The 15,456-nt window shown below is 69.8% G+C and carries 8 protein-coding genes; 3 read left to right on the forward strand and 5 right to left on the reverse strand.

What is annotated here, in order from left to right; translation table 11 throughout:
• Positions 1-132 precede the first annotated feature (132 nt).
• The 5 genes from QM595_RS12130 to QM595_RS12150 all read right to left on the reverse strand — a co-directional run bounded on the left by QM595_RS12130 (position 133) and on the right by QM595_RS12150 (position 7,211).
• Complete coding sequence (locus QM595_RS12130) at positions 133-807, reverse strand: hypothetical protein (protein WP_415171814.1); 675 nt, start codon at positions 805-807, stop codon at positions 133-135.
• Between the two features lie 181 nt (positions 808-988).
• Positions 989-1,672: an RNA polymerase sigma factor SigM gene (sigM, locus tag QM595_RS12135; RefSeq protein ID WP_415171815.1), complete on the reverse strand. Its 684-nt coding sequence runs from the start codon at positions 1,670-1,672 to the stop codon at positions 989-991.
• Between the two features lie 61 nt (positions 1,673-1,733).
• Positions 1,734-3,392 carry a protein kinase domain-containing protein gene (locus QM595_RS12140; RefSeq protein ID WP_415171816.1) on the reverse strand — a complete coding sequence of 553 codons (1,659 nt, stop codon included), beginning with the start codon at positions 3,390-3,392 and terminating at the stop codon, positions 1,734-1,736.
• Between the two features lie 73 nt (positions 3,393-3,465).
• A complete protein-coding gene (gene murJ, locus QM595_RS12145) occupies positions 3,466-5,118 on the reverse strand; it encodes a murein biosynthesis integral membrane protein MurJ (protein WP_415171817.1) in 1,653 nt (550 codons plus the stop codon).
• On the reverse strand, positions 5,115-7,211 hold the full coding sequence (locus QM595_RS12150) for a DUF6049 family protein (RefSeq protein ID WP_415171818.1): 2,097 nt from the start codon (positions 7,209-7,211) through the stop codon (positions 5,115-5,117). The genes murJ and QM595_RS12150 overlap by 4 nt, the downstream gene beginning before the upstream one ends.
• A gap of 190 nt (positions 7,212-7,401) precedes the next feature.
• Between QM595_RS12150 and QM595_RS12155 the strand changes: the two genes are divergently transcribed.
• The 3 genes from QM595_RS12155 to QM595_RS12165 form a co-directional block, all read left to right on the forward strand.
• Entirely contained in the window at positions 7,402-8,853 is a 1,452-nt protein-coding gene (locus QM595_RS12155) for a CCA tRNA nucleotidyltransferase (RefSeq protein ID WP_415171819.1), read from the forward strand.
• Positions 8,854-9,188: 335 nt separating this feature from the next.
• Complete coding sequence (locus tag QM595_RS12160) at positions 9,189-10,838, forward strand: helix-turn-helix transcriptional regulator (protein WP_415171820.1); 1,650 nt, start codon at positions 9,189-9,191, stop codon at positions 10,836-10,838.
• 486 nt (positions 10,839-11,324) lie between these two features.
• A partial coding sequence (locus tag QM595_RS12165; protein ID WP_415171821.1) for an SdrD B-like domain-containing protein occupies positions 11,325-15,456 on the forward strand: 4,132 nt, incomplete at its 3' end.

Genomic DNA, 15,456 nt, shown 5'->3' on the forward strand with positions numbered 1-15,456 from the left:
CTCGCCGCCTGGGCCAGCGCCACCAACGCCGACCAACGCCAAGTCGACTGGAGATTCACCACCGCCGACGCCCGCATCAAACTCCGACACCTATACCCGGTGCTTTAGGAGCGACACCCTACTAGGTGAGGCTCATTCCCGCGGCAGGGTCGTGGACCTGAGCACCTCGCCGGTGCCGCACTGGAGCAGCTCGGCCGTGGTCTGGTCGGGGCGGAAGACCAGCACCGCCGGGGCTCCGTCGTAGATCACCGGCACCAGCTCTCCATCGCCCCAGTCGGCGGCCGCACAGTCGAAGACCGCCTGGCTCTGCCTCGAGGGGGACGGCCGGTCGCGCAGGCCGGCGACGTCGTCGTCGAAGGAACCGGAGCTGATCGCCACCGCGCCGCGCAGGGCGTACGCCGCCTGCAGCCTGTCAGCTTCCGTCGCCTGTGGTGTCTCCCGCTTCCCCGTCGCGCCACCGGCTGCGCCGTCGGCAGCAGATCCTGCGCTCGACCCCGCGCTCGACCCGTCGTCACCCTCCGCCGACCCGTCCGCGAGCGACGTGGCGCTCGATGCCGAGTCCTCGCCGGATCGGTGCTGTCCGAGCTGCGGCCCGACCACGGCGGCCACGACCACGGCCGCCGCCGCGACCAGTCCGGCGCCCCAGCGCCGCCGGCGGCGGCTGGCGAGGTCGACGGCCCGCGCGGGCTCCGAGTCGGCCTGCTCGACCGCCAGGGCGCGGTCGAGTCGCGCCACGACCTCGGCCGGAACCGGCTGGTCATGGCGTGCCTCGGCCAGGAGCCGGCGTACCGCCTCCTCATCCTCCATCTGCCGAAAGGTCCCTTCTTGACTGTCGAGAGGTCTCTGATTGCCCCTCGAACGGTCTCTGTTTGCGGGCCGAAAGGTCTCCATTGGCCCCTCGAGAAGTCCCAGATGAACCCAACCTCGGCCACCAACAGCGTCAAGACGGGACGTCTCGAGGGGCAATCAGTGACTCTTCGAGGGGCCATCAGGGACCTCTCGGCGGGGCGCGAGCGGATCGTGAGCCCGTGGGTGGGACGGCCGGCGGCTCGGGGTGGTTCCCGTTGGGTGGGTCACCCTCGGCCACCGGCAGGACGCCGGCGGCCCGGAGCAGCACCGCCAGCCTGGCCCGGCCCCGGGAGCAGCGCGACTTCACGGTGCCCACCGGGACGCTCAGCATCTCGGCGGCGTCCGCCACCGGGTGGCCCTCCATGTCGACCAGCACCAGCGCGGCCCGCTGGTCGGCGGGCAGCGAGCCGAGCGCCGCCAGCACCTCCCGCCGTCGCTCGCTCCGCTCCGCGTCCAGAGCCGGATCCTCGCTCGACGGGACGTCGAAGCCGTCAGGCAGGCTGGCGGCACGGCGTACCCCCTCGGAGCGGAGCCGGTCGAGGCAGGCGTTGACGACCACCCGGTGCAGCCAGGTCGTGACCGCCGCCTCGCCGCGGTACGACGACGCCCGACGGAAGGCGGCGATCATGCCGTCCTGCAGTCCATCCGCCGCGTCCTCCGGGTTGCCCATGGTCCGCAGCGCGACCGCCCAGAGCCGGTCGCGATGCCGGGCGAAGAGCTCCCCGAACGCGTCCCGGTCGCCGGTGACATGGGCGGCCAGCAGTTCCTGGTCCGAAGGCGTCACTCCCCCCGCTGCGCTCGTTGGGTCGCCGAGCTCGCTCACCCCTCACCCCCTCGCTGCGCTCGTGGTCGGCGTGTTGCTGATGGTTCGCTTGCGAGCTCGCTCACGCCGGCGTCCCGGTGACGCTGACCTCGGCCAGCTGGGTGCGGAACCGGCCGTCGTCGGTCGTTGGCAGTGCGGTGAACCAGAGCAGCAGGTAGCGACCGGTGCCGGAGACCGACACGGTGTCGTGGGTGCCGACCGTCGCCTCGTTGGCCGGGGTAAGCCCGGCGGTGGCCGGTGCCTCGGTGGGCGGGTCGGAGAGCACATAGAACTGAACCGTGGTGCCCGCCTTGGCGAAGGTGAGGTCGACGCTGTCGACGGCGTACGACGCTCCCAGGTCGACCAGGTAGCCGACCCCCGCCTTGTAGTTGGCCGGCGGCCCGAACTGCTGGTTGTAGCTCGAGGTGCGCCACGACGTCGTGACATCGCCGTCGACCGCGTCGCCGGCGATGTCACGGCTCTCCGTCGGCGGGTCGCCGTCCGGGTCGAAGTCCAGGCCGGTGATGCCCTCGATCCCGGTCGGCTCGGCGGTCTGGCTGGTAGTCGCGGAGGTCGAGCCGCCCGAGTCGGCGCCCGCGGTGTCGTCAGAGTCGGTCAACAGCTGCCACACGGTGAGACCGATGGCGACCAAGGCCACCAGGGTGGCGGCGACGATGGCGACGCGCAGCCAGTGATGGCCGGCCTCGTCCTCCTCCACCCCCGCCGGCGTCTCGAACGGCGAGACCACCTCGGGGACCCTGGCCCGGCGGGGCGCGTCGGCGAACAGCGGCCGCTCCGGGATCGGCTCGGGCGGGGGCGCGGGTGCGGGCTTGGTCTTGCGCGGGCTGAACCACCGCACCTCGCCGGAGTCCTCGAAGATCGGCGTGCCGGCCTGGGTGTCGGCCAGCTGCGGCTTGGCTTGAGCGACCTCGCCGATCGCCGCGGTCGCCTGCTTCTCCGAGGCCAGCTCGCCGGCGAGGCCGCTCGGGTCGCCGACATAGCCGGCAAGCCGGTCGTGGATCTCCCGGGCGGTGTTGGGACCGGCATGTCGGCCGTGCGGCCGGTTCAGCACCTCGTCGCAGAGGTCGTCCAACACCCGCGGTACGCCGGCCCGGATCTGGCGCGGTCGAAGCAACCGGTCGTGCTCGCGCGGCGCCGGCGGCGTGGCCGACTCGGAGAGGCCGGCCCACTTGCCGGAGAGCCCGAAGTGGAGGATGCCGACCAGATCGGTGACGTCGACGGCGATCCGGTCGGGACCGAGCCCGTAGAGCGCTGCCTCCACCGCGAAGCCGATGATCCGCACCGCCCCAGCGGTGTCGATCAGGACGTTCTCGGGGTTGAGCCGGCCGTGGCAGACGCCCCGCTCGTGGGCCACCACGAGCGCCTGGGCCACCTCGTCGGCGATCCACGCGGCCCGCCGCGGCGGCAGCGGCCCCTCGGCGGCCACCAGATGGTCCAGCGAGGTGCCCTGGCCCCACTCGTTGACGACGTAGGTGATGTCGGGGTCGTTGGCCACGTCGAGGATCTTCAGCAGCCGGGTCTCCACGATCTGCGCGGCGGCCCTGGCCGCGGCCAGCAACAGCGGGGCGCGCTCGTCGCCGGAGTCGAGCACGTGGATGGCCACGGGGCGGGCCAGCACGGTGTCGTAGCCCCGCCAGAACCGGCCCTGCCCGGTCTCACTCATCAGATCGTCGAGCCGGTAGCGCCCGGCGAGCATGTCACCGGGCCGGTGCCGCGTCATGCTCGCCCCCTCTCACCCACGAACAGGGCCATGCTAGGGAATCGCTGATCAATCCCGCCTGCTGCGCGACTGATCAGCGATTCCCTGAGGTGCTATGGCGCAGGCGGCCGACGATGGTCTCGACCACGTCGGTGATCTCGGTGATCCGCATCAGCCGGGCCATGCCCAGCAGAACGACGAGATCCACCCCGCCGATCAGCAGGCCGGTGACCAGCGAGGCCAGCGGGCCGCGGGAGTCGACCACGCGGTCGCAGGCCACCAGCACCACCGCCGCAACGGCCGTAGCGACGACCACCGCGATCACCAGCCGAGCCAGGAAGCGAATCAGCGTACGGGACTTCAGGCCACCCAGTCTTCCCGACAGCACGGTGTAGGAGATCAGCGCGCCGACGGCATAGGAGAGGGTGTAGGCGATGGTGAGCATGGGCGCGGTCTCGGCCGGGTCGTCGGCCCGGCCGACCAGAGCCACCGCGGCGACGACATTGACCGCGGCCACCGCGCACTGGACGAAGAAGGCGGTGCGGTTCTCCTCGCGGGCGTAGAAGCAGCGCAGCACCAGGTAGTGGGCGGTGAAGAAGACCAGGCCGGGGCCGAACAGGATGAAGGTGTCGACGTAGTTGCCGACCGTGCCCTTGGCGGCGCCCCAGCCGAACATCACCTGGGCGATCCGGGCGGCGACCAGCGGCAGCAGCGCGGCGAACGGGATCACCACCGCCAGCGCGGTTCGGAAGTTGGGGGCCCAGGTCCGCGCCATCGCCCGCCAGTCGCCGTCGTGGGCCGCCGCGGAGAGCCGCGGCAGGATCGCGGTCGCCAGCGAGACGGTGATGATCGAGTGCGGCACCATGATCAGGATGAAGCCCTGGGAGTAGACCGTGTAGCCGGTGTCATGGGCCCCGCGCCCGACGGTGCCGGCCGAGGCGAGCCGCACCACGACGAAGTACGCGATCTGGTTGACGACGACGAAGAGCACCGTCCAGACGCCGAGCTTGAGGGTGTGGGACAGCCCGGAGTCACGCAGGTCCCAACGCGGCCGCAGCGAGACACCGGCGGCCCGCAGGTAGGGGATCAGCACCAGCAGTTGCACCACGATGCCGAGCGTCGAGCCCAGGCCCAGCAGCAGCTCGCGGCTCGAGGAGTACGTCGGCGAGTGCGGGTCGTCGGCACCGAAGACGACCAGGTAGAGGATCAGCACCGCGACCGAGACCACGTTGTTGGTGATCGGCGCCCACATCATCGGCCCGAACCGGCCGCGGGCGTTGAGGATCTGCCCGACCAGCACGAACATGCCGTAGAAGAAGACCTGCGGCAGGCAGTAGCGCGCGAACCTCACCGCGGCGTCGAAGCCCTCCGGCGGAAAGTCGTCGTCGAAGAAGATCCGCATCACCCACGGCGCGGCCACGATCAGCGCGACGGTCACCACCAGCAGGAAGGTGCCGGCCAGCGTGATGACCCGCGCCGTGTACGCCGCGCCGCCGTCCTCGTCGTCCTTCAGCGACCGCACCAGCTGCGGCACCAGGACCGCGTTGATGACGCCACCGGCCAGCAGGATGTAGAGCATGTTGGGGATGGTGTTGGCGATATTGAACACGTCGGCATGGAGCGCATTGCCGAGTGCCGCCGCCAGCAGCGCACCGCGCAGGAAGCCGGAGAGCCGGGAGAACGTCGTACCGGCTGCCATGACGGCGCTGTTGCGCAGCACGCTCCGCTGCTCGGATCGCTCGGTCATGAGGCCCTGATCCGACGGAACAGCCGCACCCCGATGGCACCGAACAGCAGCCCGGCGCCGACCGCGATGAAGAGCCAGATGATGCCGCTGACTCGCGCGGCGCGGATCGGCACGACCACGGCGGCGCCCAGTGGCGTGCCGTCGGTGTCGGTGACTCGCAGCGTGACGTTGTGGACGCCGCCCTGGCTGGCGGTGGCCTTGAGCAGCAGGGTGGACCGATCGCCCGGCGCGAGCTCCAACGGGTCTGTGGGGGAGATGGTGATGCTGGAGTCGGAGGTCGCCGACAGCGCGATGGTGACGGGCTGGTCGAGCTCGTTCTCGATCGTCGCCCAGAAGTGGCCGTTGTCGCTCGACAGCGTCACCGCGGCCGGACCTTGGATCTGCACCTGGGACAGCTTTTCGGAGACCCAGCGCTCGGCGGCCGCCGCTGGATCGGTCACGTCGCCGCGGGCCAGGAAGGAGATGCCGGTCAGTGCCTCGTCGGTGAGCTCCCCGGCGATCTGGTCGTTGTCGGTCAGCACCCGCTGCAGGGTCTGGCCGCTCTCGATCAGGCGGCTCGCGGAGTCGAAGCGCGAGGCGGGCAGCTCGTCGTCCTCGCCGGTGTAGCTCAGCGCGCTGCGGGACACCGTCGGTCCGTCCTGTCCGGCGGTGACGGAGGCCAGTCCGGTCAGATCGAGCCAGGGCGCTCGCAGCCCCGAGGTGAACTCCCGTGGATCGGTCGGTGACCAGGCCGCACCCAGCTTCACCAGGAGCGGGGGGTGGTCGGGGTCGAGGGCGCGCACCGCGGCCTCGGCCAGCAGCCGTTGCCGCAGTGGTACGACGGCCTGCCGGTCGCCGGGTCCGGGACCGCCGTCGAGGGCGGCGGCCGAGGAGACGACCAGCTGGGCGCCGTCGGCGTCGGCGACCACCGGGCCGGGGCCGTCGGGGGTCTCGGGAAGAGCCCGGTCGGAGACCAGCACCGGGGTGTTCTCGGCGGGCAAGGACAGCGAGACCGCGTCGATGAGGCCACTGGCCGGGGCATCGACCTGTGTCGCCGGGATGCCCAGCCTCTGCAGCGCCGCGACACTGCGCTCGTGGGCCGGTTCGTAGAGCGACCGGCCGTGGTGTGCCGTCGCGGTGAGGTCGAGGTCGCCGTAGGGGAGTCCCAGCACGTCGGAGGAGCGCAGCAGCGCGAGGGCGCGAGTCAGCCAGGCGGTCGCGAGCGAGGTGACTTCCGCCTGTTCGGCAGAGGGGGTGGGGGTCTGGCTGGGCGAGGGCTCGGCGGAGGGCGAGGGGCTCGGCGAGGTGTCGTCCTGGACGACGGTCGACCCGATCGAGCGTGGCGGGTTGCCGTTGGCGAGCTGCTGGACGGCGTCGAGGACTGCCGGGTCCACCAGCCAGGTGAGCCGGTGCCCGAACGGGGTGGCCTCGCCGGCCTCGATCAGCCGCTCGAGCCGGCCGTCGTCGCCGAGCAGCCTGACCCAGCGGTCGAGTTCGGCGACGGAGCCGTCGGAGGTACGCACCACCTGCGCCCGCAGCGGCACGATCAGCGCGGCGCGCACCGGCGTCGTCGACGCCTTGACGAACGGCAGGAAGGTACGGGCCCGGCCGTCGGCGATCTTGTCGTAGCCGGCCGGTCCGGAGCCGAGCGCGTGGGTGCCGAACCAGTAGACCCCTTGGGCCACCGGCTTGGCCACGTCCTTCAGGAGCGCCTTGCGGGGGATGGTCAGCGCATAGGTCACCGTCTGACCGGGAGTGAGGTCGCCCACGGCGGTGTAGGCGCTGGCCGAGGTGAGGATGCGGCTGCCGAGCTCGGTGGTCTCCGGTACCGATGCGGAGCCGGCCAGCTCGGCCAGTGTCGTCATCGGCGAGCTGGAGATGAAGGGATAGACGATTACGTCCGACCAGACGGTGTCGTCGGTGTTGGTGACGGTGCCGGTGACCCGGACCGGTCCGTGGCGGGGAATCGACCCGGGTGTCAGCGTGTCGATAGTGACCACCAGCGGCGATTCCGTCTTGACGACCTCGGCGGAGGCGGGGGTGATGGGAGCCAGCAGCACCGCCAACAGCCCCAGGATCGCCGCCACGATTGCGGACGACCGGGCATGAGGCATGGGGTCGAGGATATCGACCGTCGTACCAACCCCGGCCCCACCCGCCGAAAGGTCCCTATCTGCCCCTCGAGGAGTCCCAGATGGCCCCGACGGCGTGGACGACAGGCAACACGGGACCCTTGGAGGGGCAGATAGGGACCTCTCGAGGGGCCATCAGGGACCTCTCGGCGACGGCTTAGACTCATCCCCCGTGTCCGAGACTCAGCTCCCCTCCCTGACCGTCGCCGACGTGCAGCGGTCGGTGACCACGGAGCTCGACAGGATCGGGCCGGTCATCGACGAGCTCGGTGCGATCTTCGCGGCCGAGGGCTTCGAGCTGGCACTGGTGGGCGGTCCGGTCCGCGACGCCATGCTGGGCCGGCAGCACGACGACCTCGACTTCACCACCTCCGCGCGGCCCGACGACACCGAGATGATCCTCAAGAAGTGGGGAGACGCCACCTGGGACATGGGCCGTGACTTCGGCACCATCGGCTGCCGCAAGGGTCCCTGGCAGGTCGAGGTGACCACCTACCGCAGCGAGCACTACGACCCGTCCTCCCGCAAGCCCGACGTGGACTTCGGCGACAGCCTCGCCGGCGACCTGGGCCGTCGCGACTTCACCGTCAACGCGATGGCGGTCCGGCTCCCGGGCAGAGAGGTCGTCGACCTGTACGGCGGCGTGGTCGATCTCGCGACCAGGACGCTGCGCACCCCCGGCACCCCGGAGGCGAGCTTCTCCGACGACCCGCTGCGGATGATGCGAGCCGCCCGGTTCGCGGCCCAGCTCGGCTTCGCCGTCGCCCCCGAGGTCCGGCAGGCGATGACCGAGATGGCCGACCGCATCTCGATCATCAGCGCGGAGCGGGTCCGCGACGAGCTGGTCAAGCTCCTCTGCGCCCCCTACCCCCGGCTCGGCCTCACCCTGCTGGTCGACACCGGGCTGGCCGACCGGGTGCTGCCCGAGCTGCCCTCGCTCCGGCTCGAGCGCGACGAGCACCACCGCCACAAGGACGTCTACGAGCACACCCTGACCGTGCTGGACCAGGCCATCGCTCTCGAGGACCGGCTGCCGGACGGCGGCCCCGACTTCGTCTCGCGGTTCGCGGCGTTGATGCACGACGTCGGCAAGCCGAGGACCCGCCGCTTCCTCGACGACGGCACCGTCACCTTCCACCACCACGACGTGGTCGGCGCCAAGATCACCCGCAAGCGGATGCAGGCACTGAAGTTCTCCAACGCGGAGACCGACGCGGTCACCCAGCTCGTCGAGCAGCACCTGCGCTTCCACGGCTACGGCAGCGGCGAGTGGACCGACTCGGCGGTACGCCGCTACGTCCGCGATGCCGGCGACCAGCTGGCGCGGCTGCACGTCCTTACCAGGGCCGACTGCACCACCCGCAACCGGCGCAAGGCCGAGCGACTCGCGCGGACCTACGACGCCCTGGAGGCCCGGATCGCGAAGCTGGCGGCCGAGGAGGAGCTCGCTTCGATGCGCCCGGCCCTGGACGGCAACCAGATCATGGCGATCCTCGGACTCCAGCCCGGCCGCGCGGTCGGCGAGGCCTACACGTTCCTGCTCGACCTGCGCATCGACGAGGGCCCGATGAGCCCGGAGGACGCCGAGACGCGTCTCCGGGATTGGTGGGCAGCTCGGTCCTGACCGAGAATGGGGTGAAATCCGGGGTGAAGGCGCCGAGGCCGTCGGACAACCCTTGGACTGCGTACCGGAAATCTCGGTAGTCTGCCGATGTCGGCGATCTCGTCGGCTTCGAGGTGCCCCGGTAGTCCCATTTCAAACTCTCTTCTCCCATCACGGGGAGGCGGAAATTGGCCGCACCGGGACAGGTCGAAGTCGACGAGCGCCGGTGTCGTCGCGTCGAGCCCGGGGAGGGCGTGTTAGCGCCTTGGTGAAGTTGGGGGATTTCATGTCTTGCTTGGTGGTGCCCGGACCCCTTGGTCCGCGAATTCCGGACCGATGCCGTCGGGCGGGTCGCCATGGCTGAGCGGCTCGATCGGGTGGGCGTCAGGCCGGGGCTGGCCCGCCAGGTCGCGCCCGGGTTCGCCGACGCGCTGGACAAGATCGCGACCACCGCGGTGCGCGGTGACCTCGCGGCCGCCCTGGAGCAGCTGGAGCTGCTGGCCGAGGGGCCCAGCACCGATGTCGACCTGGTCGCCCTCGCCGAGCTCGCCGCCGTCCTGGGAAGCTGGGCGGGCCGCCCGTTGCTGGATCTGATCGACAGGCTGCTCGCCCGCGTCGAGACCGCGCCGGCCCGGGGCGCACTGCTGTTCCATCGCGGCCGGATGACTTCCGGCGAGGAGCACATCGGGATGCTCAACCGAGCGCTCGAGGAGTTCGTCATCGCCGCTGACGACCGCGGCCGAGCCGTCACGCTCGCCGCGCTGGCCCGGTCGGGTCCCGGTCCACTCGGCGTGGAGCACCGTGGTCGGATGGCGCGCCGCGCGCTCCGGCTGGCCGAGGAGGTCGCGGAGCCGTGGGCGGTCTCCTGGTGTGCCGGCCAGCTGGCCCGCTACGAGACCTTCTACGGCGACACCTCGGCCACCGAGCACTGGCGAGTCTCCTCCGAGCAGCTGGTCGACAATATCGACCTGCCCACGCTCGACCTGATCATCACCAACCAGTGGCACTACGGGCTGCAGCTGGGTGGCTCGGGCGAGCTGGCCCTCGCCGAGCAGGTGCTTCGCGACGGCCTCACGCTTGCGCACGGGCCGATCTGGCGCGGCCGCTACGCCGAGGCGCTGGCCGTGGTCTACTGGCGATCCGGCCGCACCCCGGAAGCACGGGCGGCCGCCGCCGAGCAGCTTGCCGTCAACCCCGACAGCGTGATGGCACTGCTGGTGACAGGCGCCTACGAGCTCGAGGCCGCCGGTCATCCCGACATCTCCTACGCCGATCGCGCGGTTGCGGGTGCCACCGGCGACGAGCTCTGGGCCGCGATCGCGCTCCAGGCGCGGATGCGACAGGTCGACGGGGAGCCGGACCCGCTGCGCGACCTGTGGCCGGTGATCGAGGCGATCCCGGCGACGGGGTCCCGGTTCGGCTGGGAGGAGCTCGTCCTGGTGGCGATCGCCGGCGACGCCCGGCGCATTCGTGACCTCTTCCCGGCGCTCACCGCCGTGTGGCCGCCACATGTGCGTGCGCAGGCGGTCCACGATGTCGCCGCGGGGATCCTGTCCGGCAACTACGCTCAGGTCTTCGCCGCGGCCGAGCAGCTGCTCCAGCTCGACGAGCCGAGGCTGGGCGGGCAGGCGCTCTACGCCGCCGCCAGACTGGCGCCCACGATCGCGGTCGGCAACCAGCTGCGGCGTCGGGCGATCGCCTTGTTCGAGCAGATCGGCGCCGAGCGGTCCCTGGCCATGGTGCTGCGCGACCGGACGCTGCGACGCGATGCCAGCGTGCCCCGCATCCCGCAGAGCCAGCGCTTCGCCACCAATGCCGGCCTGACCGGCCGTCAGCGCGAGGTTGCCCGGCTGGCGGCTCGCGGCCTGACGGCCCAGGAGATCGCCGACGAGCTCACCATCGCCGTCTCGACGGTGCGCCATCACCTCCTGAAGGTGCGCCAGCATTTCGGCAATGTGCCGAAGCGACGACTCGCGCAACTGCTCGCTCGACGCGACGAGGATTGAAACCTTCTCGCGGGGTGATATCCGGGGTGATTCCTGACCGGCATCGCCATCGACGACCGTTACCAGACGATGGATATCGATGAGTTTCCGTTGCGGAAATGTGGGCGGCATATGTCTCAACACCGGCTGTGATCACTCAATCGTCACACGTCGTTGTGGATCTCCTGTTTTCTGGCAACTCGCTGTGAAACGATGTACCATCTCTATGGCCACCCGTTGCTAGGTGGCGGCTGTGAAAAGTCTGTCCTTCAATGACCCGGACACGTCGTCCGCGCCCGGAGAGGCCGGCCGTGGCGTCGGAAGCAGTTCCGATGTCGGGGGGTAGTTCGGCACACCAGATGACGCGGCACATGGGGTGCCGCCGTCGTCGTGGGTGCCGCCCCCTCGGCGCGGAGTTGAAAGAAGCACCGAACCCAGGGGGAAGTAGTGAGTCAACCGTCACGCCCACGCCGCTCGTCGCGGCGAGCAGGAGTGCGGACGTTCCGCATGTTCAGCAAGGCTGGCCAGCCAGCCACCGGCCGCTTCTGGCGCCGGCCGATCGCGGCGCTGGTCGCGCTGCTGGTCGGCCTCGGCGTGGTGGCCGGGACCGTCGCGCCCGCGAGTGCGGACCTGCCGACCGGCATCGTCAGCGCGACCTTCGTGGGCCTGCCCAGCGGAGACCCGCCGGTCGTGGAGGAGGGCGACACCTACAGCCTCCGGATCCAGTACAACAACGAGGTGCCCGACGGCTACGTCCTCACCATCGACCTGGGCACCACCGCCGACCTGGGCGACTTGCCGTTGCCGAACGACGCGATCGAGTCGGTGGTCCAGAACGGCACCGAGCTGATCATCACCTTCAAGGACCCGTTCCCGACCACTGTCAACCAGGGTGTCTTCGACATCGAGTTCACGATCCCGGAGGTCGACTCGACCCAGGCCAGCCAGATCATCGCCGAGGTTGACGAAGAGCTGGTCGTCCAGGACGTCATCATCAAGAACTCGGGCGACACCCAGGCCAACGTCACCGACTCGATGAACAAGGCCGTCAGCCCGCCCAACCTGAACAACTACGTCAGCTACGACAGCGACGGCAACGTCGTCCTCCTCGACAGCGTGCTCGACCAGGTCCTGACCTACACCCTGACGGTGAACACCCCGGCGGGCACGACGCGCACCGACTACCCCATCTCGGACCAGCTGCCCGACGGGCTCGAGTACGTCGCCGGCTCGTTCGCCACCACGCTGACCACCTGGGAAGAGATCGACGGCACCTACTGGAACCAGTCGACCACCACGGGTCCGGACTTCGACCCGACCATCACCGACAACTCCTTCAGCGGCACCGTCGCGGAGCTCACCGGGCCGTCGATCTACGTGATCACCTACCAGGTGAAGGTGACCGACAAGGACGCTCTGGAGGCACTCCTCCAGGCCGCCCACGACACCATCTCCGCCCAGGGCGGCACCACCACCTACTACCTGACCAATACCGCCACCTTCGGGCCTGAGGACGCCGCGGTGCAGAAGAACGCCCACGTCGGCGTCTACCTCACCAGGGGCCCCGTCCCGGGCAACGCGTTCAGCAAGACCTCGGACTGGGTGACCAGCGACGGCAAGAACAACCAGGTGGTCGGCATCCCCGCCGAGGACGGCACCCTGGACCCCGCCGCCGACCTGACCTACTCCTTCAAGGCCAACCTGAGCCTGTGGACCGGCAACGGCGACGACTACACGCTGCAGCGCAATGTCGTGCTGGTCGACACCCTCAACGCGGCCGCGAGCTGGAACACCGACGCCGACGACTTCCTGACGATCACCGGCTCCGGCACCATCCCGACGTTGACCGAGGTGACCTGTGACGAGAGCACCACGGAGGCGACCTTCGAGACCGAGGACGCCGGCTCGTGGTGTGTCGTGGGCCAGACCCTCTTCGTCAACCTGGGCCAGGACAGCACCACCAACGCGACGGTGTCGGCCAAGGTGAAGGTCAACACGGTCGCTGATCTGAGCACGCAGACGCCCGCGTCGAGCTACAGCTCGGTCGAGGGCGCCACCGCCTACCTGCTGCCCAACACGGCGACCTACAACTGGCGCCTCTCGGGCGGCGGCACCAGCGTCAGCCACAACGTCCGGCCGGTCACCATGCCTGACGACACCGACGGCTGGCACGACACCAGCACGTTCGACAAGAGCAGCACCGTGGCGGACCTCCCTGCCAGCGCCGGCCAGGGCAAGGGATGGGCCCGCGACGTCACCTACACCTTCACGGTGGGCGCCGGCAAGGGCATCGACGCCAGGACCTACAAGATCGTCGACACGATCGACACGACGGTCTTCGACATTCCCGCGGGCTCCACTCCGACCGTCACCGGCAGCTACGACGGTGTCGCACTGACGGCGGACGACTACACGCTGAGCTGGGGGACGACCGCGGACACCGCTGACCAGCTCACCATCGCGCTCAGCGCCAGTGGCATCGCCAAAGTCACCGACGCAGGTGCCGACAAGACGTGGATCACCTATCTCGAGCTGACGACCGTCCCGGTGGGCACGGCCGACCAGGCGGCCACGCTGCAGCTGTCCAACCACGCCGAGCTGCAGACGATCGAGAGCACGCCGGCCTACTACGACGACGACGCTCGTGACGTCACCTCCTTCGGTAGCGAGGCCGAGGTCCGCAAGCGGGTCTGGGACAGCGTGAACGGCGAGTGGACCGACCACTTGTATGCCCAGATCGACGAGGACGGCAATGTCGTCGACGACACCTACGTCTACCGGATCCAGTTCATCCCGTGGGGTAGCTACGACGGCATCGCCATCTCGGACGTCGTCGACAACCTGCCCGCCGGAGTGACCTTCCTGGGCTTCGTGTCGGAAGACGGCGTTGCCGATGGCACGACGGTCGCCGACAACCCGGTCGACATCGGCGGCAACCTCGAGGCCGTCGAGACCGACACTGACGACGGCCAGGTGGTGACCATCCAGCAGCAGGACGGCACGGTCCTCGACCGCAGCCAGAGCACGGAGGACGACAACTCGTTCTCGGCCTATGTCGCGGTCCAGATCACCGACCCCCTGACCGAGGGCGCGATCGTCAACGCCATCGGCGCGAGCACGGCGACCATCGAGGCAGCCACCTACGCCATCGGTGACTACGTCTGGGTTGACGCCGACAAGGACGGCATCCAGGACGCCGATGAGGAGGTGCTCGAAGGTGTCCAGGTCGACCTGCTGCGTGACGGCGTGGTCGTCGCCACGACCACTACCGACGCCAACGGCCGCTACCTGTTCGACAACCTTCCCGAGGGTGACTACCAGGTGCGGTTCACCCTGACGGAGGAGCAGGCCGCGATCTACCACTACACCGGCTCGAACGTCTCGACGGACTCCTCCGACGAGCAGGACTCCGACGGTGTCGTGGACGAGGAGGACGCGAGCGTGGCCATCACCGAGGTGATCTCCCTCAACCCGGACAACGCCAAGCTGCGTCCGTACGGCACCGGCACCGGCGAGTACGGCGACCAGGAGTTCGAAGCCACCATGGGCATCGACCCGACCTGGGATGCCGGCGTCGTCAAGGAGACCTACGCCGTCGGCGACCTGGTGTGGATCGACGCCGACTCCGACGGTGCGCAGGACGCCGACGAGACGCCGCTGGCCGGGGTCACGGTGACCCTGCTCGACGGTGACGGCAACGAGGTGGCCACGACCACCACCGACGAGAACGGCCGCTACCTGTTCGACAACCTGCCGGCCGGCACCTACCAGGTCCGGTTCGAACTGACCGAGGAGCAGGCGGCGACCTACCGGTTCACCACGGCCAACGAGTCGGGCGTCGGCGACGAGGCCGACTCCGACGGCGAGGTCGAATCGGCCGAGTCCTCCACGGCGACCACCGGTCTGATCACGCTCGGCCCGGACAACACCGCGTTGACCACGAGCTACACCGACCAGGAGTTCGAGGCCACCGAGGGCATCGACCCGACCTGGGACGCCGGTGTGGTGTTCAAGAAGGTCTCCGTCGGTGACTACGTCTGGATCGACGAGAACCGGAACGGCACCCAGGACGGCGGCGAGCCGCCGATCCCGGGCGTCACGTTGACCATCAGCCGCACCGACGGTGCCACGGTGACCAACTCCAACGGCACCCCGAAGACCGATCTGTCGACGACGACCGACGGCAACGGCAAATACCTCTTCACCGACCTCGAGGTGCTGCCGCCGGGTGTCCACTACGTCGTGACCATCGACCTGACCACGGTCCCGGCCGACCTGACGCCGACCAAGGCCGGTCAGGGCGACAGGGCGACGGACTCCTCGAACGGCTCCGCCGAGTCGACGGATCTGACCACCGACGGTGCCTCGGACCTGACGTTGGACTTCGGGTTCGTGCGGCCGGAGGTGTTGGCTGCCACGTTGAGTGGGGTGACGGTGTCGACGAAGTCGTCGGTGAAGCAGGCTGAGACTGGTTCGCAGCTCTTTGACCAGGTTCAGGTTCAGGGTCTGGCTGCGGGTCAGACGGCTTCGGCGACGGCCACGCTCTATGGGCCGTATGCGAGCAAGAAGGACATGACGTGTGCTTCGGGCAAGGCGGTCAAGACGGTGAGTTTCACCGCCACCAGTGAGTGGGTGGAGA

Source organism: Nocardioides sp., from assembly GCF_047607185.1.
GTDB lineage: Bacteria > Actinomycetota > Actinomycetes > Propionibacteriales > Nocardioidaceae > Nocardioides.

Bases quoted from the DNA above. Each gene is read 5' to 3' on its own strand.
- QM595_RS12150 (WP_415171818.1), bottom strand. From the start codon at position 7,211: ATGCCTCATGCCCGGTCGTCCGCAATCGTGGCGGCGATCCTGGGGCTG.
- QM595_RS12140 (WP_415171816.1), bottom strand. From the start codon at position 3,392: ATGACGCGGCACCGGCCCGGTGACATGCTCGCCGGGCGCTACCGGCTC.
- murJ (WP_415171817.1), bottom strand. From the start codon at position 5,118: ATGACCGAGCGATCCGAGCAGCGGAGCGTGCTGCGCAACAGCGCCGTC.
- QM595_RS12130 (WP_415171814.1), bottom strand. From the start codon at position 807: ATGGAGGATGAGGAGGCGGTACGCCGGCTCCTGGCCGAGGCACGCCAT.
- QM595_RS12160 (WP_415171820.1), top strand. From the start codon at position 9,189: ATGGCTGAGCGGCTCGATCGGGTGGGCGTCAGGCCGGGGCTGGCCCGC.